The following is a 25805-nucleotide window of genomic DNA, read 5'->3' on the forward strand; positions in this document are numbered from 1 at the left end:
CTTTATTTTTTAGGAAATAGACAATATATCTATAACTGTATTATATCATCCCAATATTATATAAGCTTATAAAATATAACTAAATTATGTCCTAAATAATCATGAATTTCTTGAGCCACTCTATTTCTTTCTTTTGTTATAGTCAGTTTTTCTATCTCTTTAAATTGTTGTTCTAGTTTTTCATTTAGTTTTTCTACTTTTTTTAATATTGACCCAATAGTCCTTTCTTTTTAGCTATCTTAACACATTGGTTAAAGACTAGTAGTCCAATTGCAAAATAAAATATAGAATTTCCAATCATTATTCCATAATCAAGTACAGAAAGATCAACAAAAGAATTTTCTCCTATTACAATAAAAAAAATTTTTCCTGCAACATAATTAAATGGAATTAAACCTGATGTAAATTTATTTTCAGGAAATACAGTAACCAATCCTATTAAAAAAAACTGTGCTAAATTTAATAAGGTTTGGATCTTTTTAAATATTAGGGCCAATCCTCCACATATTAGACCTATACCAAATATACTAAATATTCCAATACATATTGGAATTATAGTCGAGAATATTTTCAATTCTATCCAATTATTAGTTGTGTACATAATAATAAAGAGAAGGGCAATAGATATTAATAAATTCACTAATAAATTTGCCATACTTCTTACAACCAAGATCTGAGAAAGATTTATATTTGACATATTTAATTGTTCTAAAACTCCCTTATTAGCATCATCTATTACATTATAAGCAATATCTGCAAAAGACATTATTATAATAGTCCATAAAAAGTATCCAATTATAAATCCTTCTAAACTATCTGCCATGTCTGCGGAAGATACTCCTAAAGAAGCTCCAAAACCTTGCATGCCTAGAAACATACCCATAAATAATACGTAAAAAAATAAAACATTAGAGATTGTATTAAATTTATATCTTTTTAATTCTTTAAAGGTCTTCTCTAAAGACACTTTAAAAAGATAATAAAACTTCTTCATCTAATTTGCCTCCCCATTAGTTATATTCAGATAGATTCTTTCAAAATTATTGTCTTTCTGTTTTATTTCTTTAATTAAAATATTTTTTTCCTTTAATTTATCTATGATTTCATATAATTCTCTTAAATCAGAAATATCCATCTCTATTTTTAAATCTTTATTAGCAAAATAGAAATCATAACCAAGACTCAACAAATTTTCTTTAGCTTCTTTAGATAAACTCTCTGCTAATACAACCTCATAGGTCCTACTGTCAAACATATCCATAAGATTTTCTAATGTATCATGGGAAATTATCTTTCCTTTATTTAAAATAACTACCTCCTCACAAATAGCTTGTACTAAATCCATATTATGAGTACTTAATAATATTGTCTTATTCATATTTAAAGCTATATCTGTTAATATATCCTTTATATCCATATAACTTTGAACATCCAACCCTAAAGTGGGTTCATCTAATAATATAATCTCTGTATCACATATTAAAGTCGTAGCTATAGCCACTTTTTGCTGCATTCCTCTAGATAAATTATTAACCATTACATCTTTCTTGTCTGTTAAGTTAAACTTATCTAATAATATATCTATATTATTTTCTATCTTTCTTCCTCCTAGTCCTCTTATGCCAGCAAAATAGCGTAAGTTTTCCTTTGGTGTTAACCTCCAATAAAGATTTCGAGTACCTTCAAATACTGCCGATATATGTTCTGCAGATTTCTTATTATCCTTGCCAAATATTTTAATATTACCTTTATCAGGAATTATTAAATTACAAATGCTTTTAATAGTAGTAGTCTTACCAGAACCATTAGGACCAAGTATTCCACATATTTTTCCCTTTTCAATTTCAAAAGAAATATTATCTACTGCCTTAACTTTCCCATAGTATTTTGTTAAATTTTCAACTTCTATAGCTTTCATCTCTAACCTCCTCTTTCCTCTTAGTTCTAATATATAATAATATTTATAAAATATCTTCTATAAAAAGTCATCATTTAAGTAATGTTATATATATGGCTAAAGTCATATATATAACATATGTGGATATTTCTCTTTAACTCTATCATATAATTCTAACATCATATTTAAACCCTCTCGTATGAGAGCTTGATCATATACTATCATTACTTTTATCATTTATTTCACCCACTTTATAATTATTTAAACCCCTCTTATATATTAATTGTTTTTTAATCATAATAAATTTTCCTAAAATTTATATTTCACACTCTGCTTTTTTCTCAAAGAATAATTTATTATTCCAGATACAAATATTAATAAAATGCCTCCTATTATAAAGATTGTTTCTCCTCCTATATGTTCATAATAATAGGTTCCTGCCAATGGTCCTAGTGTTCCTCCTACTCCACCTGCTAAGCTGTAAAGCCCATAACTTTCTCCTCTTTTTCCATCTCCAATATATTCTATAACCAACCCACTTGCTGCTGGATCTATTAACATAAATATTAAAGATACTAGGGTATATATAATTAAAAATTCAAAATAATCCTTTATAAAAGGAACAAAAAGTTGAAGTACTCCTAGGAAAAAAAGCCCTAAAATCACTATTTTTCTCCTATCATATTTATCAGCTAATATACCAAATCTCCTTGGTAAAAACAATTGGAAGGCTTCTCCTGGCAAAAATACTAATCCTATTAGATACAAATTGTCTGTTATATATTCTTTTAAATATATAATATATAATGGAAAAACTAGACTAAATATATAGAATATAAATCCCGCTATAAGTATAAATTTGGTGGTTTTCCCTTCTTTTATATAGCTTTTAGTCCTAATATCCCTTTTATAACACAAAGTTTCCTCTATTTTAAAAATACATATATATAAGGCTATTAGACTAAATATAAAATAAAGTGTAAATACAACCTTAAATGGTTCATTAAAATATTTACTAAAAAATATTCCTAAGCCTATAATACAACCTATAAAATCTCCTCGTCCTATTGCTTGGCTAATTGAACCAAAATTTTCACTCCTATTTCCAGCATAACTTACATCTGAAACCATTGTATCTACACTTATCCATAAAAATGAAGCTCCTATACTTTGAAAAATCCTAGTTAAAAATAAATACTTAAAATCCCTACCTATTAAAAGCAAGAAATTAACTAAACAATATAAAACTACCCCTATAAAAAGTCCTATCTTTCTTCCTCTTCTGTCCAATAAATTACCTACTTTTGGTCTAATTATTATACTAATAAGAGAAAAAACTGAGTAAAGCATTCCTACTTCCATAACACTTGCTCCTACATCTAAAGCATATATAGGAAGCATAAATCCTATAAAAGACAGTGAAAATGAAATATAATACAAACATCTTCTTAAATCATATAATCTATCCATCATTTCCTCCTAAAGAATTGATAGTATAGATATATGTTCTTTAGGAAAGAAATATATTTGTTAAAGCTATTATTTAAAATCCAGCTAATTTTATTATATAAATTTAGTTTATTTTTTTGTGGTATAATATTATAAAGATATATTGAAAGGACATGATTATGAATATCGATTTTAAATATAAAAAGAAAGAGATAGACTATGTATCAGGATATATATTTAAAGGTAGGAACTATAGATGTAGCTATGTAAGATACAACACACTATATAGAAATCCTTCCCTAGGTACTGAAAAAGTTGAATTTTATAATTTTAATCCTAGAGGCAAAACTAAGGCTTCAACCTTAATACTTCATGGACTAGGAAGTAGAAATATTAAATTTTTACTTTGGATTGGACCTCATCTAGCTTCTGCTGGAGTGAATACTACTATACTAATACTTCCTGGCAATTATACTAGGGTTGATAACAATTCTGCAAGTGGAAAAAATTTCTTATATCCTGATATAAATACAATGTATCAATTTTGGGAACATGGGGTCATCGATACATTGACTACTATTGATTTATTAGAACAAAAAAAATTATGGCAAAATAATAATATAATAATGGGATACTGTCTGGGAGGGATGATAACAACAATTGTAGGTTCTATAGATAAAAGAATCAATCATAAATTATTTATGACAACTGGTGGACATCTACCTAAAATTCTTCATGAATCACCTACAGCAAATTTTGTAAGAAAAATGTTTGATAGTGGCCATGAGCCTAGCTTTTATTTAAACAATAAACAATATTTATACGATATCTATAAAGAGCAGTTTCCTGAAGTAAGAAAAATGTCTTTCTCAGAGATTATTAATAATAATGACATTCATCCCCTATTTAAAATAGATCCTATAGCTTATGCCCATTTACTTAATATGTCAGAGGTAACTTTCATAGATGCAATATTCGATACTACCCTTCCCTTTGATTCAAGAAAAATACTTTATAGGGAAATGGAAGGTGCTAAAAGAAGGGTTCTTCCAATAAGTCATGTAAATTGGCTACCCTTTGAATATATATTGGCTAAATATATACTCCATAAATTAAATATCAATGATAGAAAAGCAAGAAAAGCACTATTGCAAGGAGAAACACTAGAGAGTCCTCTTGAAAAAGATACTATAATAGGAAAGTAGGAGAAGCCTATGGAAAAATTAAAGGAAAAGCTAAAAAAGTCATTTTTTTTCGTAAATAAAATATATATATTTGTTGTTTTTGCTGGGCTTGCATTTATAGATTTCACTTTAGGTTTTTATTATTTTATACTTTCCATAGCTATACTTATTGGAAAAACCCTTAATTCTCATCTTCCATTACAACCTGAAAAAGATTTCTTTTTTAAAACATATACTTATAAAAAATTAAGTCATAAAAATTTAAAAGTAGATATATGGTATCCATCAAAAAATTTAGGGGAATCTTTTCCTCTAGTTTTCTTCTGCCATGGGGGCGGATGGATATCTGGATTTAGAAACCAAGCAAACAATGTTTCTTGGTGCAAATATTTGGCTTCAAAAGGTTTTTGTGTATCAAGTATTGATTATAGATATGGTATGAAAAATAGTATGGAAGATATATTAAGTGATTATAGCGATGCGTTAGACTTTATTAAAAAGAATAGTGAAATATTAAAAATAGATAAAGATAATATAGTTTTAATGGGTCTATCTGCAGGAGGACACCTTTCTTTACTGTATTCTACTTACAATTCTTATATGAACAACAAAAATGAAATGGAGGGAATAAAAGGCGTAGTTGCCTATTATTCCCCCTCAGACTTAAATGATATATTTATTCCTGAAAATAAATCTCTCTTTGCTAAGTTTGCTACTAAAAAAACCTTATCTGCAAAACCGGAAGATGAAAAAGAAGTATATGATTATTATTCTCCTCTTAGATGGATTTCAAAAGATATGGTTCCATGTCTTGTAGTCCATGGTAAACTTGATACTACTGTGCCTTTTAGTTCATCTATAAGGCTTGTACAAGAGTTAAAAAAACATAATATAAATTGTGAATTTCTTGTACATGATGAAGGAAGCCATTCTTTTGATACAAGACTTAAAGATTCTAAGACTATAAATATATTAGAAAAAACCTCATTATTTATAAAACATTTAATATAATAAACTAGTTTATTATATTTTCTCTACTCTTCTACTACTGATGCCATGTTTTTAAGAAATTCTTCTTCCCATGTATAGATATATTTTCCTGTGGCCCATTCTGCCATAACAACAGCTTCAGAATCATTAAGTTTTATTTTTCTTATATATTCTTTAGATAATTTTCCTTGATCTATAGTATATATCAATATATTGTTATGGGTTAGTATTAAAGCAATATCTTCATTAGGAGAAGTAAATACATCTAATGCTTCTGGAACCCTATGTTTAACTTCATTCCATGAAACTGATAATTCATCATACATAACCAACTCTTTAGGAGGTATAATTTTAATATTAAAGTCTTTATATAAATCCCTATCTTCTTCTAAAACATTGATCCTTCCTTTCATAATCCAATGACCATTCCTTCTAGTTAGTCCAAAACTATCTTCTTGAGGTTTTATATCTAAATAATCATTCTTAGATTTATAATCTGATGAAAATTCTCTTGCTGCACTTTCATAAAAAGCTTTTTGTCCATTTTCTCCTATAATATCAGAGATCTTAACGGGATTTCCACTATTTATATTATCTATTGGAAAAATATTTAATCTTACTTTTCCTTTTGGAAAGTTTTCAAAAGACTCTAAAGATATATAATCATTGCCTAAATAATTTATAGTTTTAATAATACTTTCTTTCGCTTCATCTATATCTTCATACTTATACATCTCTGGAAACTCTTTGCTTAATGGATAAGCATATAAAACATCCTTTAATTTATTATCAATGTTCACCCTATTCATGCCTACTTTCCAAAAGCCTGTTTTTCTTGGAAGAAATATATCTTCTGTTTCATAAATATTGCCTATTGTTTTATTCTTGCTTGATATCCATAAAGTCCTATATTTCCATTGTCCTGGTCTATTTTCCTGTTCACTTTCTTCATAATATCTAAGGCCTAATAATATACCAGTTCTAAGGATTTCACTATTTCCACTAGCTAAAGATTCATAATTTATTGCTTTTTCATTCTCTACATATTCTTTTAGTTCCTTTTCATTTAGATTATCAGATATCTTTGTAAGGTAGAAAAATACTCCGTCTATATTAACAATTATCTCACCATCTTTTTCCTTTATAAATTCATAAAAAAGTTTCTCTTCACTAGTTAAAGTAATAATCCTTATATTTTTACTTTCTATACCTAAATATTCAGGTTTTACTTTATATTGGTATAAAAGATAATCTGATGTACTTACATTCTTAATCTTATAAGAAGGGTTTAAACACACATCATCACCTATTACTACAACTTTTTCATGAAATAAAACTTTTTTATCCAAAAATTTCTTAGCTTCCTCGTCTGTTAATCCATTCTCACTACTTTTTTTGTATTTTTCTATTTTCCATTCACCTAGTATTGGAGGAGTATTATTATCTGGCGGTTTAATTCTCTCTGTAGTTTCTATATTTGTAAATTCACAGGATGAAAAAAGTGTAGTTAATAAAACTATAATAAATATTAGACATAATTTTTTCATTTAACCAATTCCTCCTTAGTAGGTAAAAATACAGATATTTTTGTACCTACATTGACTTCACTTTCTATTTTTATGAAACCTCCATGAAGTTTTACTATTTCATCAGATATGGATAGGCCAAGTCCACTATTAGATTTACTATTCTTCCCCTTATAAAATTTTTCTTTTACATAAGGTAAGTCTTCCCTTGGAATACCACATCCACAATCCTCCACCGAAACTACTATATACTGTCCTTTCATTCTAGCAGAAAGTGAAATATTTCCTGCCTTAGGAGTAAATTTCAATGAATTATCTATTAAATTAATAAATACTTGTTTAATCCTATTTTCATCTCCTAAAATAATAGGCAATTCCTCTTTAATATCTATATTAAGCTTAATATTTTTTAAATTTGCTCTAGGTGTTAATTGCTTAGTAATTTGCTTCAATACTTTAGTTATATCCATTTCTTCTTTGTTCAAAGTTATTCTACCAGAAACAAATCTAGAAAAATCCAACAATTCTTCTACCATGTAAGTTAATCTATCGCTTTCTTTTTCTATAATATCTAATCCATCTTTCAATAGTGGATTGTCAGGTAAATCTTCAGATCTCAATGTTATAGCCCAGCCTTTAATGGAAGTCAAAGGGGTTCTAAGTTCATGGGATATAGAAGAAATAAAATCATTTTTCAGTTGCTCTTTTTTAATAAGCTCCTCTGCCATATAGTTTAATGTATCAGAAAGTTTTCCAATCTCATCATCATATTTTTTTTGACTTCTAACCTTTAGTTGTCCATCAGCCATTTTCTCTGCTACTCCTGTTACTTCTCTTAAAGGTTTGACAATAGTATTTGCTAGGAAGATACTTACTAATCCAGATATTAATACAACTATAAAACCTATCCAAAGAAGTATTAGAGAAATATTTCTTATAATCTTGTTCGTTGAACTAAGGGATGCTATAAATCTCATTATCCCTATAATATTTCCATCTGATATAAGAGGGTAGGATACAGCCATTACTTGAGATGAATCATATTCTACATTTCCAATCCACGTACCTTTTTCCCCTTTTTTAGCTTTAATTATATCTGGAGTCTGGATAATCTTTGGATAATCTACACCTATAGAATCCATCAATACATTTCCTTTCAGATCTAGTATTTGAACTTGGGCATTGGTCTGTTTCCAAAAAAGATCTACATCATCAACTATTAAATCTTCTAGAGAAGATGTGGAAAAGTATCTTGAATAGAATTCTGACGACAACCTTATTTGATTTGATAAAACATCTTCTAAATTTTTATAATAATATTGTTTAGCCGCATTTAGTAATACTAATTCTAATATAACTACAGTAATAATTATTACGAGCATGAAATTTCCTACTAATCTAGTCTTTATACTTTTCATAAATTTCTCTAATCATCCTCTCTTCTTTGCCACCTATATCCAACTCCCCATACGGTTTGGATATACTTAGGTTTGCTTGGGTTATCTTCAATTTTTGACCTTAACCTTCGAATATTTACATCTACAATCTTTGGATCTCCAAAAAAATCATATCCCCAAACCCAATTAAGTATTTCATCCCTCTTAAAGGCCTTTCCAGGGTTTTCTATAAATATTTTCATAATAGCATATTCTGTTGGGGTAAGTTCTATTTCTTTATCATTTTTATAAAACTTTCTAGAATAAATATCTATTTTATAAGGACCATATATAATAATATCTTCATTTTCTTCTACTTTAACTATCTCCATTCTTCTTAATAAAGATTTGACTCTTAATACTAATTCCATAGGATTAAAAGGTTTTATCATATAGTCATCAGTACCATATTCAAGGCCCATTATCTTATCTACATCTTGACTTTTTGCTGTCAACATAATTATCCCCATTGTAGGATATTCATTTCTTAAAATTTTGCATACTTCATAACCATCTATTCCTGGAAGCATAATATCCAAAACTACTATATCTATCTTTCCTTCTCTTGCTTTTTTTAACCCTTCTTCTCCTGTAGCAGCTTCTAATACAATAAAATCATTTCTTTCTAAATTTATCTTAATAAATTTTCTAATAGATTCTTCATCTTCAACTATTAATATTTTATATTTTTTATTATTTGACAACCTAACCACTCCATTATAAATTGTATTTAAAACTATATTACAATTATAACATTTTAAATAGTAATCTAACTATAGATTACTATTATATGGCTACTTATAAGTTACAAAATATTTACAAAAAATAAGCCCTTTTTTAAAGGCTTATTTTTTCAGTACCACAGTCCATATCCATGATTATAGGGATATCTCCTTCTAAGTAATTCTGATATAAGTATAATACCTATGATATCCTTTACTAATCTTTCTCTACCATAATAGATTCTTTGCCTATTCCTATATCTAAAAGGCCTTTGTCTTCTTTCCATAGGGTCTTCCCCTATTTCTGGGCATTCCTTTACTATTTCCTCAAAAACTTCATCAATCATTTTATCTATATCTTCTTCAAGTATATCTTCTTCTATAGGTACTTCTTTTATATTTTTGCTTATTGTATCTATGACTTTTGGATATATGCGATAATAAAGTTCTGGATACGGAATATTATTAGAGCCCATAAAATAACCTCCCCCAAATATATTACATCACTACTATACTATGAAAGGGGAGGTTATTTTGTGACTTATTTATTTAAAATTATATTTTAAATTGTGATTTATAAAGTTTTGCATATATTCCATCTTTCTTTAATAATTCATTATGTGGACCTTTTTCTGCAATTCCCTCATTGGTTAAAACTATGATTTCATCTGCATTTTTTATAGTAGATAATCTATGGGCTATAACCAATGTAGTCCTGCCTTCTGAAAGCTCTTCCAATGATCTTTGAATTGCTATTTCTGTTCTATTATCTAATGCAGAAGTAGCTTCATCAAGTATCAATATAGGAGGATTTTTAAGGAATACCCTAGCAATAGATATCCTTTGCTTTTGTCCTCCTGAAAGCATAACACCTTTTTCTCCAATATAAGTATCGTAGCCATCTGGAAGATTAAGTATAAAATCATGGATACTTGCTTTTTTAGCTGCTTCTATTATTTCTTCATCATTTGCATATGGATTTCCATACATTATATTGTCCTTAACAGTTCCTGTAAATAAAAATACATCTTGTTGGACTAGACCTATATTCCTTCTTAGTGAAGCCAATTTTATATCCTTTATATTTTTACCATCAATAAGTATTTCTCCATCATCTATCTCATAAAATCTAGGAATTAGATGGCAAAGGGTAGTCTTCCCGGCACCACTAGGTCCAACTAATGCCACAGTTTTTCCCGGCTCTATATTTAAGTCTACATTCGATAAGATAGTTTCCTTTCCATTTTTATAGCTAAAAGAAACATTATTAAATTTAATCTCTCCGTTTACATCTTTAAGTTCTATAGCATCTTCACTATCTACAATATCTGGTTCTATATTCATAACATCCATAAACCTTGAAAATCCTGCCATGCCTTCTTCATATTGTTGGGCAAATTCAGTAAGTCTTCTAATAGGTTGTAAAAAGAAATTTACAAAAAGCAGATAAGCTACTAAATCCCCATAATCTATCTGTCCTTTATGGACAAATATTCCTCCAAGACTTAGAGCAATTAAATTTAATATATTAGACATAAAATTAATACCTGACATAAATTCTGCCATTGCTTTATAGGATTCTTGTCTTGCTACTTTAAATCTTACATTCCCATCATTAAATTTTTCCATTTCATGTTCTTCATTTGTAAAGGACTTTACAACCCTAATACCAGAAATACTATTTTCTAACTGAGCATTTACATCGGCTATTTTTACCCTTACATCCTTAAAAGCTTTACTCATCTTACCTCTTTTTGATATTGCAAACCAAATCATTAATGGAATAAATGAGAATATTATAATTGTAAGTCTCCAGTCTATCCTTACAAGAATAATAAATGATCCTATTAACATTACTGAAGATATAAATATATCTTCCGGTCCATGATGGGCAAGTTCTGTAATATCTCTTAAATCATTGACTATAGTTGACATAATATGCCCTGTCTTATTGTTATCAAAATAAGTGAAAGATAGGGTTTGTAAATGAGCAAATATATCCCTTCTCATATCATGTTCAATCCTAACTCCAACTATATGCCCCCAATAGTTAACAATATATTGGCTTATATACCTTAGTATAAAAAGTAAAAATAAATAAAAGGTCCATTTATACAAAAGATCCATTCTTCCATTAGGAATAATATCATTAACAAAATTTCTTGTAACCAAAGGAAAAATCAAATCGAAAATTGATATTAGAAATGCAAAGATCATATCAATAAAAAATAACTTTCTATGCGGTTTATAATAAGAAGCAAATTTTTTAATCAAGAACTATTCCCCCTTTTCCAAGCTATTTAATAATTTTTCTAAGGAAATCATCAAATATTCTATTTCTCTTTCTTCCATACTATTTAAAGCTGAAAATACAGCTTTATTGCTTTTCTCTTTTCTTATTGTTTTAACAAGACTTTTCCCTTCATCTGTAATACATACCCTGCAAACTCTCCTGTCTAACAAATCTGGCTTTTTATATACTAGTCCTTTTTCTTCAAGTCTTGAGATTTTTTCTGAAATAGTATTTTGTGCTTTACCATATTTTTTTGCAAGTTCTCCAACAGATGGTGACTCTTCTATGTATCCAATATAAAACAACATATGGTATTGATCCACTGTGAGATTATAGCTTTTAGCTAATTCATGACTTTTCCTATGAATAATCCTATTACATCTTCTAATATAGTCTGCTACTCTTTCTGCATTCTTCTGTAAATCCATTTTATACACCTCATATATTTATAAGTATCGTTACACGATATTTTAGATACACGAACATTATATAATTTATTTTTAAAAAATTCAAGTATAAAAAAAAGATTCCTGTCACTAGATAGAAATCTAATAATAGGAATCTTTATTTAGCTATTTAAAACTCCTTAGCTATAGATATGTTTACAAACAATACTAAAAGATATTGAATCATGTATATGAAAGCTATAACTCCTGTATCATTTACAAAAAATGCGACTATAGCCGTTATAAGTAATATAAAATACTCTTTATGAACTTCTGGTCTATACTCCAATATATAAGATGATCTTTCCTTAAACTTATTCCAAAAACTTTTAATGAAAAATATTTGACTGATTAAAACTATTATCCATGGCGGTGATATAGTGAATTTAAAAAGCTCTTTCAGTTTAAATACTATTATTTCATAAACTTCTTTCCTTCCTAATATCTTTGCCCTATATATTAAACTCCCAGCATGGCCTCTATCTAAACTATTTAAATCTATATATAAGTTTGCATAAAGTATCAAAAACCCTAATAACCCAAGGATCACTGCATTTTTAAATGTGAATTTTCCTTCAAAAAATACTGTGTATATCATTATTAAAAACAATACAATTGATGTAAAAAATCCACCTGTATTTACTCCAAATCTAGATGATAGTATTACAATATTTAAGATACCATATACAATTGAAAATGTCTTTTCTAATGCTTTGTTAGGTAGATATTTTTTAACTGTAAAATAACTTATTATAGAACTTGCTAAAAGAATACCCATGGCTCCATTATTAAATCCATAATATCTAGCACCTGCAATTAGATTATTATATCCCATATAAGAATTGTATATAGACTCTGGATAAAATACTATTCCAATTATCATTGTTATATAGGTCAAAGTTGAAAATATTCCAACACCATTTAATTTTTTATCTGTAATCCAAGTAGAAATACTATAACTTATCATTAGACATATAGCTAAATAGGCTAGAATACTCCTATGGAGATTGAAAAAACCTAATATAAAAGAAATAAAAATTGTTATGATTAAAAAGTTATAGTAGAATGTTATATCCCTATATTTATCTCTTCTATTTTTAATAAAAAAATAAGTAAAATAGACTTGAATAAAATAGACTATGCCATGAAAAATATAGGTTATATAAGTCATATTTATAACTTCTTTATATATTGTTTTTATATCCTTCATAGGATCATTGCTAGAATAGATTTTGAAACTTTTTCCTATGTTAACACTATTATTTACATCATAAATAGACATTATCTGTGGAAATATATCTAAATTGGTAACTATTCCTTTTCTCTTTGTAGAATCACTAGTTAAAATCCCAGGTTTTATATGAGGAGCCTTGTACATTATTGGAACTAAAGAACTATTCACTACTTTTTTCATATTATCAGATAATTTTTTAGGAATAATAACAATATTATGATCATCCATATCTTCTAAATATTTATTTAATAAAGATATTCTCTCTTCTCTTCCTTCTATATCATAGGATAAAACTAATATATTTGAATCTTTTAAAAAAGATTCTGTCCTCTCTTTTAACCACTTTTCTTCATATATCGTTTCTATTTCTCCATTTTTAATAATTCCATTCTTATCACAGGCTATTATGGATGAAGAATCTTCGCCTATATATGCAATGCCTTCGCCTTTTAATTTCTCCCCAAAAAAAACAATTTTCTTACTGAAATCAGGATAATTTTTATTTAAATCTTTAATAATAGATTGGTATCCAACAACTTTGATGCTTCCATTTTTTTCTTTTTTTAAACCCTCAAAGTCTCCCTCTTTTATTTTTACTTTTCTACCAGTAGCAATGGTTGTAACATAGCTTAATTCATCATAAGAACCTCTTGATTTTGAATTCATCATTCCTGTGGAAAAATTCCTATTATTTATCTCTTCCATCAGTTCAAAATCCATTTCATCTACCAAAATAAATAATGTCTTTTCATCTTTAGCACCATAGCTTAAACTACTTATAGATATAATTATTACGATTAGAAGAAGAGTTAAAATTTTATTTTTTTTCATAAAAACACCCTTTAGTATAAAATATAGTTAAGTACACTAAATACGCCTAAAACAACAGAAAATATCCCTATAACAAATTTATATTTATAAAACCTATCTTTCTTAATATCTTCATTTTTAACTATTTCTCTTCCACTTTCATTTGATTTTAAATTATATTTATCACTAATTATAACATATATACCTAATAGGATAAATATTATTCCTTTAATAAGCAATAAAAAACACCTCTTTTTCTACATTGTCTTTTTCTCATCCTTAGTTAGTTTCTTACTAATACTATTCTCTAATTCTAGAGTTTTGCCATCTCTTAATAAGATATTATCTAAAGTGCTTTTAGCTAGTCTATATTCTTTAAGCTTATAAAAAGATAATGCCTTATAATAGCTTATTTCTTCTTTGTCTATTTTCTTCGTTGCACCTGCTAAATTAAAATAACTAATTGCAAGATCATAGTACTCCATTTTATAATAGACCTTTGCCATATTAAAATAACAATTACCTTCCCTTTCTATTTCTCCACTTTTCGTATAATAAAAAAGACTTTGCGAAAAATGAATAATTGCACAAGAATAAAGCTTATTGTTATAAAGATAACAGCCTTTTAAAAAATAAGAATCTGCTAAGATATCTAAAAGCTCATATTTTTTAGCTAAAAATATAGCTCCATACATATTGGAATAAACCCTATAGTTATCATTGACTTCTGACTTTTTACATTGCTCTAACCATTCTAAACATTTGTCTTTAACTATATCAATTTCACTTTTAATAAAGTAATTGGAAGCTACTCTAAAGTCTAACCCCTTTTCTTTAGCTATTTCATTTATCTTTTGAGAAAGATATGTAGCATTTATAATGCTTATCCTTCTTTTATCATTCTCAAACATGGAAATATAATTTTTAGATAAATTTTTTCCAGCTAAATCTTCCTGCCTTAGACCTAATTTTCTCCTTATTTCTCTTAATCTTTGTCCTGGTGTTAAGATTTCTATTTCTTCCAATCTGTTCACCCCCTGATCCTGCATACATTTAAGTATAAAATAATTTACCCTTTTTGTCGATACTTAAAAATACTATGTTATAATATAGAAGGCATAATAACTATTATTACTTATATAGGAGGAAAAAATGGAAAGACTTGAACAAAATAAAACAGATCAAAAACTAGCTCTGGCTTATATGGAATTAATAATTACAGCATTTTTCTGGGGACTTGCTACTGTTCTTATGAAAAAGCATATAGATGAAATCCCTACATTTCATCTTCTTGCTAGTCGTTTCTTAGTAGGTGCACTGGTAGTATTTTTGCTAGCCCCAAAAAAGATATTTACTATCGATAAAAAAGATTTAAAGGTTGGAACAATTCTTGGCACTTTGAATTTTGTTACCTACGCACTTATAGTACTAGGATTAAACTATACAAGTGCTTCAAAAACAGGCTTTTTAGCTTCATTATCTGTATTGTTTGTCCCTATTGTACAAAGTATAATCAATAAAATCAAACCTTCAAAATGGACTATAATTAGTATTTTTCTTTCACTACTAGGCTTATATCTAATATCCGGAATAAATGGAACTAGTTTAAATAAAGGGGATATACTCATTATACTATGCGCCCTTTGTTCCACTGCTTATATTCTTCTTTTAAGTAAATTAGGAAAAGAAATAGACGACTATAGACTTTCTTTTTTACAGATGTTTACAATATTTATATTGAGCTTTATTATGGTATTATGTTTTGAAGATTTAAATCTTCAAGTTATAAGAAATAGCAGTTCTGTATTATTATTAGTTGGAATACTAGGAACAGGGCTAACCACTTTCTTACAAACAAAAGCTCAAAAAGTAGCTAGTCCAGAAAGTGTCGGCATCATCTTTTTAGGTGAACCCTTAACTACATTGTTTCTTGCTTATGTAATACTAAACGAAACTATTCTTCTAAAAGGTCTCATTGGCAGTGGATTTATTACAATAGCATTAATTATAGCCATTTTGAAAAAAATCTAATCTTATTCAATATATTTTTGTATCTTATAGGACTTCATCAATTGTGAACTACTACGATGAAGTCCTTCATATAAAGATAAAGAAAGTTAATCATTGCATATTATATTAAAATTGCAATATGAGCTACATATTTCTTTTCTTTCATAATCTTCAATACTATTATTGTTTGAAACATATTTTATAAACTTATCAATATTTTTTAAATTTTTATCTAAAGCCTCTTTCCCAATATCTACATCTAATAACTCACCAGTTTCCAATAATAATAGGGAAGCTTTCTTAACTTCTAATCCATATATATCCTTACATGCCTTTGTATATAACTGTAGTTGTGGTGAATATCTATCAATAAGTTCTTCTTTATTGTCTGCTTTGTTAGTTTTAAAATCTATTATTTCTATAGAACCATCTTTAATATACATTCTGTCGATTATTCCAAAAACAAAATCATTGCCTACTTTATAATAAAATTCTTTTTCATTGTACATTTTATCATAATCTTCACTATAATTATCTATATAGTTTATAATATAAGGTTTTACTTCATTTAAAACCCTATATGTAGGCTTTAGTCCAAAGGAAATTATTATGTCATTAAGTAGATCATTTTTATTTTTCCCAATTCTATACAATTCACAAAACTTGTGTACTATATTCCCTCTAACTGTTGGTTTTAATACATATTTGCCTTCTTTTTCTATTTCTTCATGGCCATCTATAGGCAGATTTTTATAATATTTCATAAAGAACCTTCTCTTACAATCTTTAAAAGTTATATATTGGGTTATAGAGAAATTTTTAAATTTCTTCTGGTTAACTCCTGGAATCTCTCCAAGTATAGGAAATGATTTTGTTTTAACAGGTTCAATCTCTTTAAAACTACTGCCTAAGTCTTTTACTTCATCTGTTAAATCCTTTTCTATTTCTAATTCTTCAATTAGTTCATATTCAACAAACTCTAAAAATTCATTTATAAATTTCTTAAACCCAGCTGTTCTTCCTTGATTCCCTAGTATCAATCTTTCTTCAGCTCTAGTCATAGCTACATATAGTATCCTTTTATTTTCCCTTTCTTCTTTTTCTTGTATATGACTATATATTTCATCATATACTGGAGAAATATCTTCATGTTTAATACCTAGTCCTAAACCTTTTTCAAACAGTATAGAAGAAGTATCTATATTGAATTTTTTAGCCATTTGAGGAATGATTACAACTTTAAATTGAAGACCTTTAGATTTATGTATAGTCATAAGCTTTACACTATTTCCATCTTCAGATTGTATTTTTGCTTGAGATTCATCTATGCCTTTCCTTTTCATTTCTTCTACATATCCAATGAAATCTTCAATAGTACCATTTTCTTCTTCTGTGTACTCTCTGGCCATTTCTAGAAATTTATATATATTGGATACCCTTTGTTTCCCTCCATATTTCAACATGAGAACCTGATTATAATAGGTTGACTCTACTAGTTCTTTAATTAGTTCATAGCTACTTAGCATATTTCTTTTTAAAATCAACTTATTTAATATAGTATAGGCACTTTTCATTTTTTTTCTTTCTTTTTCTTCAATATATGGAATCTCTTTTTTTAAGGCATCTAGGATACAATCTTCTTCCTGTCTCAATAACCAATAAATTGTCTTGTCAGAAAGTCCAAACATTGGGCTTCTCAGTGCCCCTACTATAGAAATAGTATCATATACATTGCATATACCTTTTAATCCATTCATCAAATCCACTATTTCCTCTTGTTTGTAAAATCCTTTGCCTCCTAAGTTATAATAGGGTATACCATATTCTTTAAATGCTTCTTCATATATATAGTCTTCTGTACTAGATCTGAATAGAAGTGCAAAATCCTTATACTCATATCTTCTTTCATCTACTAGTGCTTTTATTCTCTTTGCTATTAATCTACTTTCATAATATTTATTATAGTCTCCGGAACTTTCTCCTTCTGGAACCTCTAAATTTTCATTTCCTAATATCTCCACATCTAAATCATTTAAAGATTTTTTAACAGGTTTTAGTGCTACATACTTACTCCCCATTATCTTTTCAAACAATATATTTACAAAATCTAAAACTGTATGAACCGTTCTATAGTTTTCTTCAAGTTTTATTGGTTTAATATTTGAAACCTCTTCAATGTCCTCCATTACATCATAGAATACATCTACATCTGCTCCCCTAAAACCATATATGGACTGTTTTGGATCCCCTACAATAAATAGATTTTCCCTATCTAATTTTGAATCTACACTACTTAATTTATATATAATACTTCTTTGCAATTCATTAGTATCTTGGAATTCATCTACCATTATATATTTAAACCTGTCTTGATACTTTCTCCTTATACTATTATTGTCTAAAAGCTTCAATACCATAAGCTGAAGATCTTCATAGTCTAAATATCCTAATTCTTTTTTATCTTTAGTAAATAAAATATCTATATCTATTAATACTTGTATTAGAATTTCATATAACTTTTTCTTTTCATGCTCTTTTGCCTTCAATGCACTATCTATAGCCTCTACAAGGACTGATATCCTCTCTTCTTCCCCTTTCATACTGCCTATATTATCTTTTAAATATGGTAGTATATCTAAAACTTTTTCATCATAGGATTCCTTTTCACTAAATTCAACCCATACTGGATCTTCTTTTAATTTAACTACCTTTGAATTTTTTCTTCCTTTGCCCATTAAATATTCAAATTCATCTTTAATCCAAAATATATTATCTTCTTGAAATTTAGCATTCTCTATATTATTTAATGTTATCTCTCCTACTTCACTAAAGCTTGTGCCAGTACTTCTTATTTTTTTATAAATTCCCATTATAGTATAGATAAGATTGTCCAAACTATATACATTAAAACTTTTCACAAAATCATATATATTATTATTTGTCTCTATACCCTTTAAAAGATAGCTTTTTATTACTTCATATAATATTTCATCTGACTTATAATCTTCTAAAACTTTAAATTGAGGATCTATATTGGCTTCCACAGGATTTTCTCTTAGGATTTTCGAACAAAAACTATGTATAGTTGAAATGTTTCCTCTTTCTAAATCTCTATAAATTCTTCTCCATTTTTTATCCAATGAAAACTTATTTCTTAATTCATCTCTTATTCTCTCTTTCATCTCCTGGCTAGCTTTTTTAGTAAAGGTTATAGCTACAATAGAATCTACTTCTTTTCCTTCACCTATCTTCCCATTTTCTAATATATATAAATATCTTTCTACTAACACTTTGGTTTTCCCTGATCCCGCTCCAGCATTTACCGATACATTTTTATCTATAGTTTCAACAGCCTTTTTCTGATTTTTGTTAAGCTCTACCATCTCTTCACCTCCAGTCCCACTATCTAAATTCATATCTACATACTTCCTTATAAGGACAGTATGTGTCACATATTTTAGGGTTTATAGAAAAATCTCCTCTATATATACAATCTATATATTCTTTCATGTTGTTTTCTACTTCTTCCATCAAAGCTTTCCAATGAGTTTCATCTAAAATTCCTTTACCTCTCTTTTTATTTACCAGTTCTTTATCTTCTTTTTGTACCAATTCCATATATACCTTAGCTTTAGAAATATCTATATAGCCACCAGCCACTATGTTTCTATGTTTTTGAGACATTATATAGACAGGAAGTTGAAAAGAAGTCCCTTCTTCTATATCTTTAATTTTTTTAACCCCATAGGAAGAAGTTTTATAATCATATAGTATATACTTATCTTGCTCTAAAAATCTATCCATCCTATCTATTTTTCCTAGTATTTTTACTTTCTCTTTACCTGAATCAAAAGAAAAGTCTTTCATATATCCAAACTCTACTTCAAAATCATAAGGAATTGTTTTATATTTGGAAGTAGCCAATCTTTCTAAATCCTTCTCTACAAATTTTAAAACAGTATTAGCCATATTTTCTATCCTAATATTCCATAGTTTGTCCAATGTTTTTACTCCATTATCTATAAGTATCTTTTCAATCCTCTTATTTATCTCATCTAAAGTATTCTTCACTTCAAATACTTTATCACCATTTATATGGAGTTTTATATCTTGATTATGAAAGGAGTAATATTCCTTAAGGACCTGATGGAATATATTTCCCCTATCTAAAGGAGTAAAATCTTCAATAAACCGTTCCATACCTTCTAATTTTAAAACACGTTCCATAAGGAATTTATAAGGACATTTCCCATAGGTCTCAAAATAAGTTATGGAAAAAACTGAATCTTTTTGGCTTAGTTTTAAATCTTCTTTTATATTATCATCTTCTATAAATCCACTATATTCATTGAAACCTTCTTTATTTCTATATACTTCACATTTTATCTTCTCATTTATTTCATGTAATAATTTATTATCTAAACTATTAAACATCTGCAAATGTTTAATAACTTCTTCTCCCTCGAAATGCTTATATAATAAATGATTTAATAATTCTTTTTTTGTAGTTATTTCTTTAAAGTCATTTTTTATTAAATAATCCATATCTAATTGGATAGTATCTATTTTTCCTTCTGGAAATAAGCTTAAAAATTCATCTAAAAATATAGAAGGAATATTAACCTCTTCTTTTAATGAGCTCTCTGGATAACTTAAATAAAGACATTCAGTACATCTGGTTACAGCAATGGCAAAGTTTAAACTTTCCTTATCTAATTTCTCATAAAAGCTTTTTATATCTATTCCTATATTCTTCAAAGTTGAATAGTTGTCTTCTTTAAAGAAAAAATTTTCTTCTTTTAACTTAGGATATCTTCCTTCTATTAAACCAGTGATAAATAGTCTTTCAAATTTCAATCCTCGTAAAGTAGATAAACTTAGTATATTTACACCTTCATAGTTTCCTAAAGTTCCTACAATAACTTCTTCCTCTAAGTATCTTAAAAGTATATTATAAAAATCTTCCAATTCTATCTGTCTGTAAACTAAAGGAATTTCTATTTTAATCTTTTCTAAAACATCCTTTAGTTTAGACAGTGAAGAAATATCCCTATAAAAAATATCATAGTCTTCAATTTCATCATATATATCATTTACCTTTTCCAATATATCGTAACTATCAATTATATCTATTAGTACATCTACAATTTCTTCAACAGTTCCCTTATTAGGAATTAGCTTTCCTTCATTAATCAATATTTCCAATGAGCTTTCCATTTGATTTAACTGTTCACATTTCTCTTCTACTTTTTCAGATTCATCTAATTCTAAATATCTATTTCTTTCTTCATCTAATATATTTTTTAACTCTTCAATACTATTGTAATTTAGCTTGTATAAAATATATTCAATCCTATCTTTTTCTTTTCCAGAATAAATATTAAAATAACTATTTTTAACCCTTTTTATAATACTTGATTTGTTAAAATTATTTATTCTAAGTTCAATTATATTTAAAAATTCTTTAACTAAAGGCATATCTATAAGTCTTATATCTTCATTTATTGAAAAAGGAATACCTTCTTCCTTAAAAACATGGAAAACAGTCTCCAAGTATTCTATTGAATCAGTAATTGCTAGTCCTATTTCATTAAGAGGAACCCCTTTATTATATAAGCTCTTTATTTCTTGACAAATCCTTTTTAATTCTAAATACTTATTAGGAGCCTTTATAAGTTTAACCCTATCTGTTTCAGGTAATATACAATTCTCTTCTGAAAATAAATTATCTCCAATAGTCTCAAATAAATTTTTATCTTCCTTCATTACTTCAACTATTTTAAAACCTATACTTTCAAAAAACTTTAAAGTATTTTTTACAGCTTTAAATTCCTCATCCCTTTTATAAGGTATATTTACATATATATCTATAGGATATTTACTGATTTCTTTTAGTAGTTCTAATTCTTGAGGTTTAAAGTCAAAGAATTCATCTATTATTATAAAATCTAAATTTTTAAAATAATTTTCACTATCTTTAAGTAAGTCTAAGCTTCTAAAAAAACTTCCCTCAGCATCCAACAACCTATTTTCCTTTAGAAACTTTTCATATCTTTCATAAATAAGCCCTATTTCTTTATAGAATGGAATATTAGGTATGTTTTTATTAAATTCTTCTGGAGTCAATAATGACCTTTTTATTTGACCAATAATATAGGAAATATCCTTTATAAATCCTTCCATAGATATCATATTTTTATAGTATTCTATATGTTCTTCTTCATATAGTTCCTTCAATATTTTACTTATAATACTTTCTTTAATCTCTAAATTTATATTAATATATGTTTCTTTTTCTAATATTCCTTTAACTATATCATCAAAAGTAAATAGATTTAAATCAAAGGCTCCTTTTCCATCTTTAAGAAGTATCTTTCTATATTTACTCAGTAATTCTCCATTAGGTAAAACATAGTAAAATCTATTACCTTTATCACTTTTTAAATATTCTATAGGCATTTTAAGTAATTCCATTCTTTTATCGTTGTTCATAGGTCCATAAAATACTATTCTATCTGCCATATGTACACTCCCTTTAAATGTATAACCTACAGTTCAACTGTAGGTTATAAAATATTATCAAAGGCTAATTTTCCTGCACCTATTACCCCAGCATCATTTAAATATTCTGCTGGTAAAATCTTCATTCCTATAGGATTGTTACAGATTGAATTATAACAATCTATCATGTCTTTCCACCAATATTCTTTAGAGTTTATTACTCCTCCACCTACTATCAATCCTTCTGGATCAAATATATTTTTTATGGAAATTAAAAATGTAGATAACTCTCTAACAAATCTCTCTACTACTTCATTACATATCTTATTATCTTTCCTATTTCTAAAAATTTCTTCTCCTTTTAATTGTTCTCCTGTTTTCTCAAAATAGTTTTTTTCTATTCCTGTTCCAGAAATATATTGTTCTGCGCAACCATTCTGACCACAATTACATTTTCTTCCCATTGGATATAGAATAGAATGGCCTAGTTCAGCTCCTTGATAGTTATTTCCATGCCAAATCCCTTGCTTTTTAGACCAAATTCCTCCTCCTACCCCTGTTCCCAATGTAATCATAACAATAGTATCTAAGTTTCTACCTGCACCAACCCATTCTTCACATATAAGGGCTACATTAGCATCATTTTCTATAGAAATAGGTATGTCTCCAAACTCTTTAGTAAGCTCTTCCTTTATATGAACTCCTGCCCAATTATCTATATTTCCTCCATTATAAACAACTCTCCCATTGTCTGTATCTATAAAACCTGGAGAACCTAATCCTATACCTTCTATTTTTTCATCTTTCATTAGTTCTCTTATTACATACTTAATATTATTTAATACAACTTCTCTACCACTTTTAGATTCAGTATCTATTCTTATTTTCTTTAAAATATTTCCTTCTTCATCTACAATGCCTCCGTTTATCTTGGTTCCTCCTAAATCAATCCCTATAACCTTCGACATTTAAATCCTCCTTCAATTCTATAAAATAATCTTCTAAAAATTTAATATCTATATAATCCCTACCTACTAAATAGTAGTAATCCATTATTTTAGGATGGTAAGGCAAGTCCAATATCTTCTTACAAAATATATGGGCCGCTATATCACTAGTTTTTTTAATAGGATTAGTCTTTTTAATAGGACCTATTTTAAATACTGGTACTTCTTCTAATTTCTCATGGGTATTACCTATTTCTTCAGTTTCTAGATAGTGAAATAGTTCATGGGCCAATTGTATTTCTATAATTTTTTCATAGTTAAACATCTTGTCCAATTTTAATTTATTAAACTTTTTTTCCATATCCTTTACAGACCAGTAATATATAAGCATATTCTCATCAACTACATCATATTTTGCTCTTAATTTTACTATTTGATTTTTAAGCTCTTCCTTTGTCAGCTGAATTTCAATATTTTTTTCTTCATAAATTTCTTTAATATTCTTGCCTTTGTATTTAGACAAAGTATCTTCTGCTATATCTTCTCCTATTTTAATAGACTCCTCAATATAATATTTAATTTTATTAGCAGCTATTTTATTAAAATAAATATCCTCTTTTAATTCAGCAAAAGACATAATTTCATCAGTTGCCAACTTTTCTATTTTCTGTATCTCCAATAGAAACACTCTCCTAATCTAAAGTAAAATTGTTTTCCGTATATACCTTTATTCCATTTTCCTTAAAAAGTCTTGTTGTAATTCCATCACCATCAACAAGGTTTCCATTGAATTTTCCATCATATATTTTTCCACATCCACAAGATGGACTTTTTGATTTTAATATAGCTGTATCTGCTCCTACTACTTCTGCTATAGCCAAAGCTTTCTGAGCTCCTTGTAAAAATTCTAAAGTACAATCTTTCCCTTCTTTATTTATAACCTTTAATTTCCCACTTTTATCTTCTATTATTTCACAGGGAACCCTTGGAATTGGAAGTCCTCCTAAAACTTCAGGACAAACTGGAATAGCTTTTCCTTCTTTTACAAGTTTTATTATATCATTATTTTCATTGTCTTTCCCATCATACCTACATTTAATTCCTGCAAGACAAGCACTTACAATATACATACTATCACCTTTTTCTAATGTTTTTTAATTATTCATTTTTTTCTCTATTTCTTCTATATTAATAGACTCAATAATCTCATCCTTTAAGCCATATTCTTCTTTTAACTTAACTATTCTATAGACTTTTTCATCTATTTCTTTTTCTAAAATCTCTCCTGATTTAACAGCTTCCTTTATAGACTCAATAACTTTTACTTGATCTTCATAGTTGTGACAAATAAGTATTATATCTGTTCCTGCTTTTAAAGATTTAATAGCTGCTTTTTCTATATCATAGTTTTTTGTAATGGCCCCCATAGTCATATCATCTGTTATTATTACTTTATCATAATTTAAATCTTTTCTTAATAGATTTGTAATTATCTCTTTAGAAAAAGTAGCAGGATTTTCACTATCTATTTTAGGAAATAACATATGTCCTACCATTACCATATCTGCTCCCATATCTATAGCTTCTTTAAAAGGCATTAGTTCCATCTTTTTAAGTTCTTCTAAGTCTTTATTAACTACTGGAAGATCTAAATGAGAATCTATAAAAGTATCTCCATGACCTGGAAAATGTTTTATTGTAGGAATAACATTATTCGATTTTATTCCCTTCATAACTTGAATCCCATGTTTCGATACTATATCTTTAGTCCTTCCATAAGATCTAGCTCCAATAACTGTATTTTTAGGATTTGAATTAATATCTAATACAGGAGCAAAATCCAAATTAAATCCAATAGATTTAAGCCTATATCCAATAATATCTCCTATTTTAAAAGAATATTCTTCATTGTCTATCTCACCAATTTCTCTACTACCTGGTATACTTCCAAATAAATTAGATACCCTTGTAACCTTGCCTCCTTCTTCATCGGTAGATATAAATAATGGGATATTATTGTTCTCATTGGCCTTCTTTAGTGAATTAATTAAATTTAAAGTTTGATCTATACTTTTTATATTCTCTTGAAATAATATAAATCCTCCTACATAATAATTTTTAATCATATATTCTATATCTTTATCTATTTCTTCCCCACTAAATCCTACAATAAATAATTGCCCTATCTTTTCCTCAAGACTCATACCCTTAACCTTCTCCTCTATAGAATCTACTTCAGGATCTACTTTCACTTTTTCTTTATTTTTATCTACACAACTAGAGAGAAATAATATGCATAGCAATATGCCTATAAAAAATCTAGTCTTTTTTTTCATTGTTATCAACCCTTCCTTTTAAAT

General features: G+C 27.5%; 22 protein-coding genes. 3 read left to right on the forward strand and 19 right to left on the reverse strand.

Features of this window, described 5'->3' with window-relative positions:
• Nucleotides 1–56: 56 nt before the first annotated feature.
• The 4 genes from FYJ27_RS13075 to FYJ27_RS04920 form a co-directional block, all read right to left on the reverse strand.
• On the reverse strand, nt 57–218 hold the full coding sequence (locus FYJ27_RS13075; protein ID WP_412030653.1) for a histidine kinase: 162 nt from the start codon (nt 216–218) through the stop codon (nt 57–59).
• Nucleotides 203–994, reverse strand: coding sequence for a hypothetical protein (locus FYJ27_RS04910; protein ID WP_154483739.1), 792 nt, complete (start codon nt 992–994; stop codon nt 203–205). The genes FYJ27_RS13075 and FYJ27_RS04910 overlap by 16 nt, the downstream gene beginning before the upstream one ends.
• A complete protein-coding gene (locus tag FYJ27_RS04915) occupies nt 995–1918 on the reverse strand; it encodes an ABC transporter ATP-binding protein (RefSeq protein ID WP_154483740.1) in 924 nt (307 codons plus the stop codon).
• Nucleotides 1919–2206: 288 nt separating this feature from the next.
• Nucleotides 2207–3367 carry an MFS transporter gene (locus FYJ27_RS04920; protein WP_195839080.1) on the reverse strand — a complete coding sequence of 387 codons (1161 nt, stop codon included), beginning with the start codon at nt 3365–3367 and terminating at the stop codon, nt 2207–2209.
• Between the two features lie 158 nt (nt 3368–3525).
• On the opposite strand from FYJ27_RS04920, the gene FYJ27_RS04925 reads away from it, so the two are divergent.
• Together FYJ27_RS04925 and FYJ27_RS04930 are read left to right on the forward strand one after the other, a co-directional pair.
• Nucleotides 3526–4551, forward strand: a complete 1026-nt coding sequence (locus FYJ27_RS04925; RefSeq protein WP_154483742.1) for an alpha/beta hydrolase — start codon at nt 3526–3528, stop codon at nt 4549–4551.
• A gap of 9 nt (nt 4552–4560) precedes the next feature.
• Nucleotides 4561–5541 carry an alpha/beta hydrolase family protein gene (locus FYJ27_RS04930; RefSeq protein ID WP_154483743.1) on the forward strand — a complete coding sequence of 327 codons (981 nt, stop codon included), beginning with the start codon at nt 4561–4563 and terminating at the stop codon, nt 5539–5541.
• 23 nt (nt 5542–5564) lie between these two features.
• On the opposite strand, the gene FYJ27_RS04935 is transcribed toward FYJ27_RS04930, so the two are convergent.
• From FYJ27_RS04935 to FYJ27_RS04975, 9 genes are all read right to left on the reverse strand, one after another.
• Entirely contained in the window at nt 5565–7067 is a 1503-nt protein-coding gene (locus FYJ27_RS04935) for a hypothetical protein (RefSeq protein WP_154483744.1), read from the reverse strand.
• Entirely contained in the window at nt 7064–8464 is a 1401-nt protein-coding gene (locus tag FYJ27_RS04940) for a sensor histidine kinase (protein WP_154483745.1), read from the reverse strand. The genes FYJ27_RS04935 and FYJ27_RS04940 overlap by 4 nt, the downstream gene beginning before the upstream one ends.
• Nucleotides 8465–8472: 8 nt before the next feature.
• Nucleotides 8473–9186, reverse strand: a complete 714-nt coding sequence (locus tag FYJ27_RS04945) for a response regulator transcription factor (protein ID WP_154483746.1) — start codon at nt 9184–9186, stop codon at nt 8473–8475.
• Nucleotides 9187–9335: 149 nt separating this feature from the next.
• The gene (locus tag FYJ27_RS04950; protein ID WP_154483747.1) at nt 9336–9680 is read right to left on the reverse strand and encodes a hypothetical protein; all 345 of its coding nucleotides are present in this window, start codon (nt 9678–9680) and stop codon (nt 9336–9338) included.
• 79 nt (nt 9681–9759) lie between these two features.
• Nucleotides 9760–11478: an ABC transporter ATP-binding protein gene (locus FYJ27_RS04955; protein WP_154483748.1), complete on the reverse strand. Its 1719-nt coding sequence runs from the start codon at nt 11476–11478 to the stop codon at nt 9760–9762.
• A gap of 3 nt (nt 11479–11481) precedes the next feature.
• Complete coding sequence (locus FYJ27_RS04960; RefSeq protein WP_154483749.1) at nt 11482–11925, reverse strand: MarR family winged helix-turn-helix transcriptional regulator; 444 nt, start codon at nt 11923–11925, stop codon at nt 11482–11484.
• Nucleotides 11926–12073: 148 nt separating this feature from the next.
• A complete protein-coding gene (locus FYJ27_RS04965; RefSeq protein ID WP_154483750.1) occupies nt 12074–14008 on the reverse strand; it encodes a hypothetical protein in 1935 nt (644 codons plus the stop codon).
• 11 nt (nt 14009–14019) lie between these two features.
• The gene (locus FYJ27_RS04970; protein WP_154483751.1) at nt 14020–14226 is read right to left on the reverse strand and encodes a hypothetical protein; all 207 of its coding nucleotides are present in this window, start codon (nt 14224–14226) and stop codon (nt 14020–14022) included.
• 18 nt (nt 14227–14244) lie between these two features.
• On the reverse strand, nt 14245–15012 hold the full coding sequence (locus tag FYJ27_RS04975; protein ID WP_195839081.1) for a helix-turn-helix domain-containing protein: 768 nt from the start codon (nt 15010–15012) through the stop codon (nt 14245–14247).
• Nucleotides 15013–15139: 127 nt separating this feature from the next.
• Here FYJ27_RS04975 and FYJ27_RS04980 point away from each other — a divergent pair, with 127 nt between their 5' ends.
• Entirely contained in the window at nt 15140–16018 is an 879-nt protein-coding gene (locus FYJ27_RS04980; RefSeq protein ID WP_154483753.1) for a DMT family transporter, read from the forward strand.
• 86 nt (nt 16019–16104) lie between these two features.
• Here FYJ27_RS04980 and FYJ27_RS04985 read toward each other — a convergent pair whose 3' ends face one another.
• From FYJ27_RS04985 to nagZ, 6 genes are read right to left on the reverse strand one after another with little or no spacing between them, the layout of a single operon-like run.
• The gene (locus tag FYJ27_RS04985) at nt 16105–19413 is read right to left on the reverse strand and encodes a UvrD-helicase domain-containing protein (protein WP_154483754.1); all 3309 of its coding nucleotides are present in this window, start codon (nt 19411–19413) and stop codon (nt 16105–16107) included.
• Nucleotides 19400–22519, reverse strand: coding sequence for a PD-(D/E)XK nuclease family protein (locus FYJ27_RS04990; RefSeq protein ID WP_154483755.1), 3120 nt, complete (start codon nt 22517–22519; stop codon nt 19400–19402). Before FYJ27_RS04990 ends, FYJ27_RS04985 begins: the two co-directional genes overlap by 14 nt.
• 44 nt (nt 22520–22563) lie before the next feature.
• The gene (locus FYJ27_RS04995) at nt 22564–23466 is read right to left on the reverse strand and encodes an ROK family protein (protein WP_154483756.1); all 903 of its coding nucleotides are present in this window, start codon (nt 23464–23466) and stop codon (nt 22564–22566) included.
• Nucleotides 23444–24124 (reverse strand): hypothetical protein, encoded by a 681-nt coding sequence (locus FYJ27_RS05000; RefSeq protein WP_154483757.1) that lies wholly within the window; start codon nt 24122–24124, stop codon nt 23444–23446. Before FYJ27_RS05000 ends, FYJ27_RS04995 begins: the two co-directional genes overlap by 23 nt.
• Before the next feature lie 13 nt (nt 24125–24137).
• A complete protein-coding gene (locus FYJ27_RS05005) occupies nt 24138–24575 on the reverse strand; it encodes a 2-thiouracil desulfurase family protein (protein WP_154483758.1) in 438 nt (145 codons plus the stop codon).
• A 24-nt stretch (nt 24576–24599) separates the two neighbouring features.
• Complete coding sequence (nagZ, locus tag FYJ27_RS05010; RefSeq protein ID WP_154483759.1) at nt 24600–25781, reverse strand: beta-N-acetylhexosaminidase; 1182 nt, start codon at nt 25779–25781, stop codon at nt 24600–24602.
• Nucleotides 25782–25805 lie beyond the last annotated feature (24 nt).

Source organism: Anaerosalibacter bizertensis (assembly GCF_009696605.1).
In the GTDB taxonomy this organism is placed as follows: domain Bacteria; phylum Bacillota; class Clostridia; order Tissierellales; family Sporanaerobacteraceae; genus Anaerosalibacter; species Anaerosalibacter bizertensis.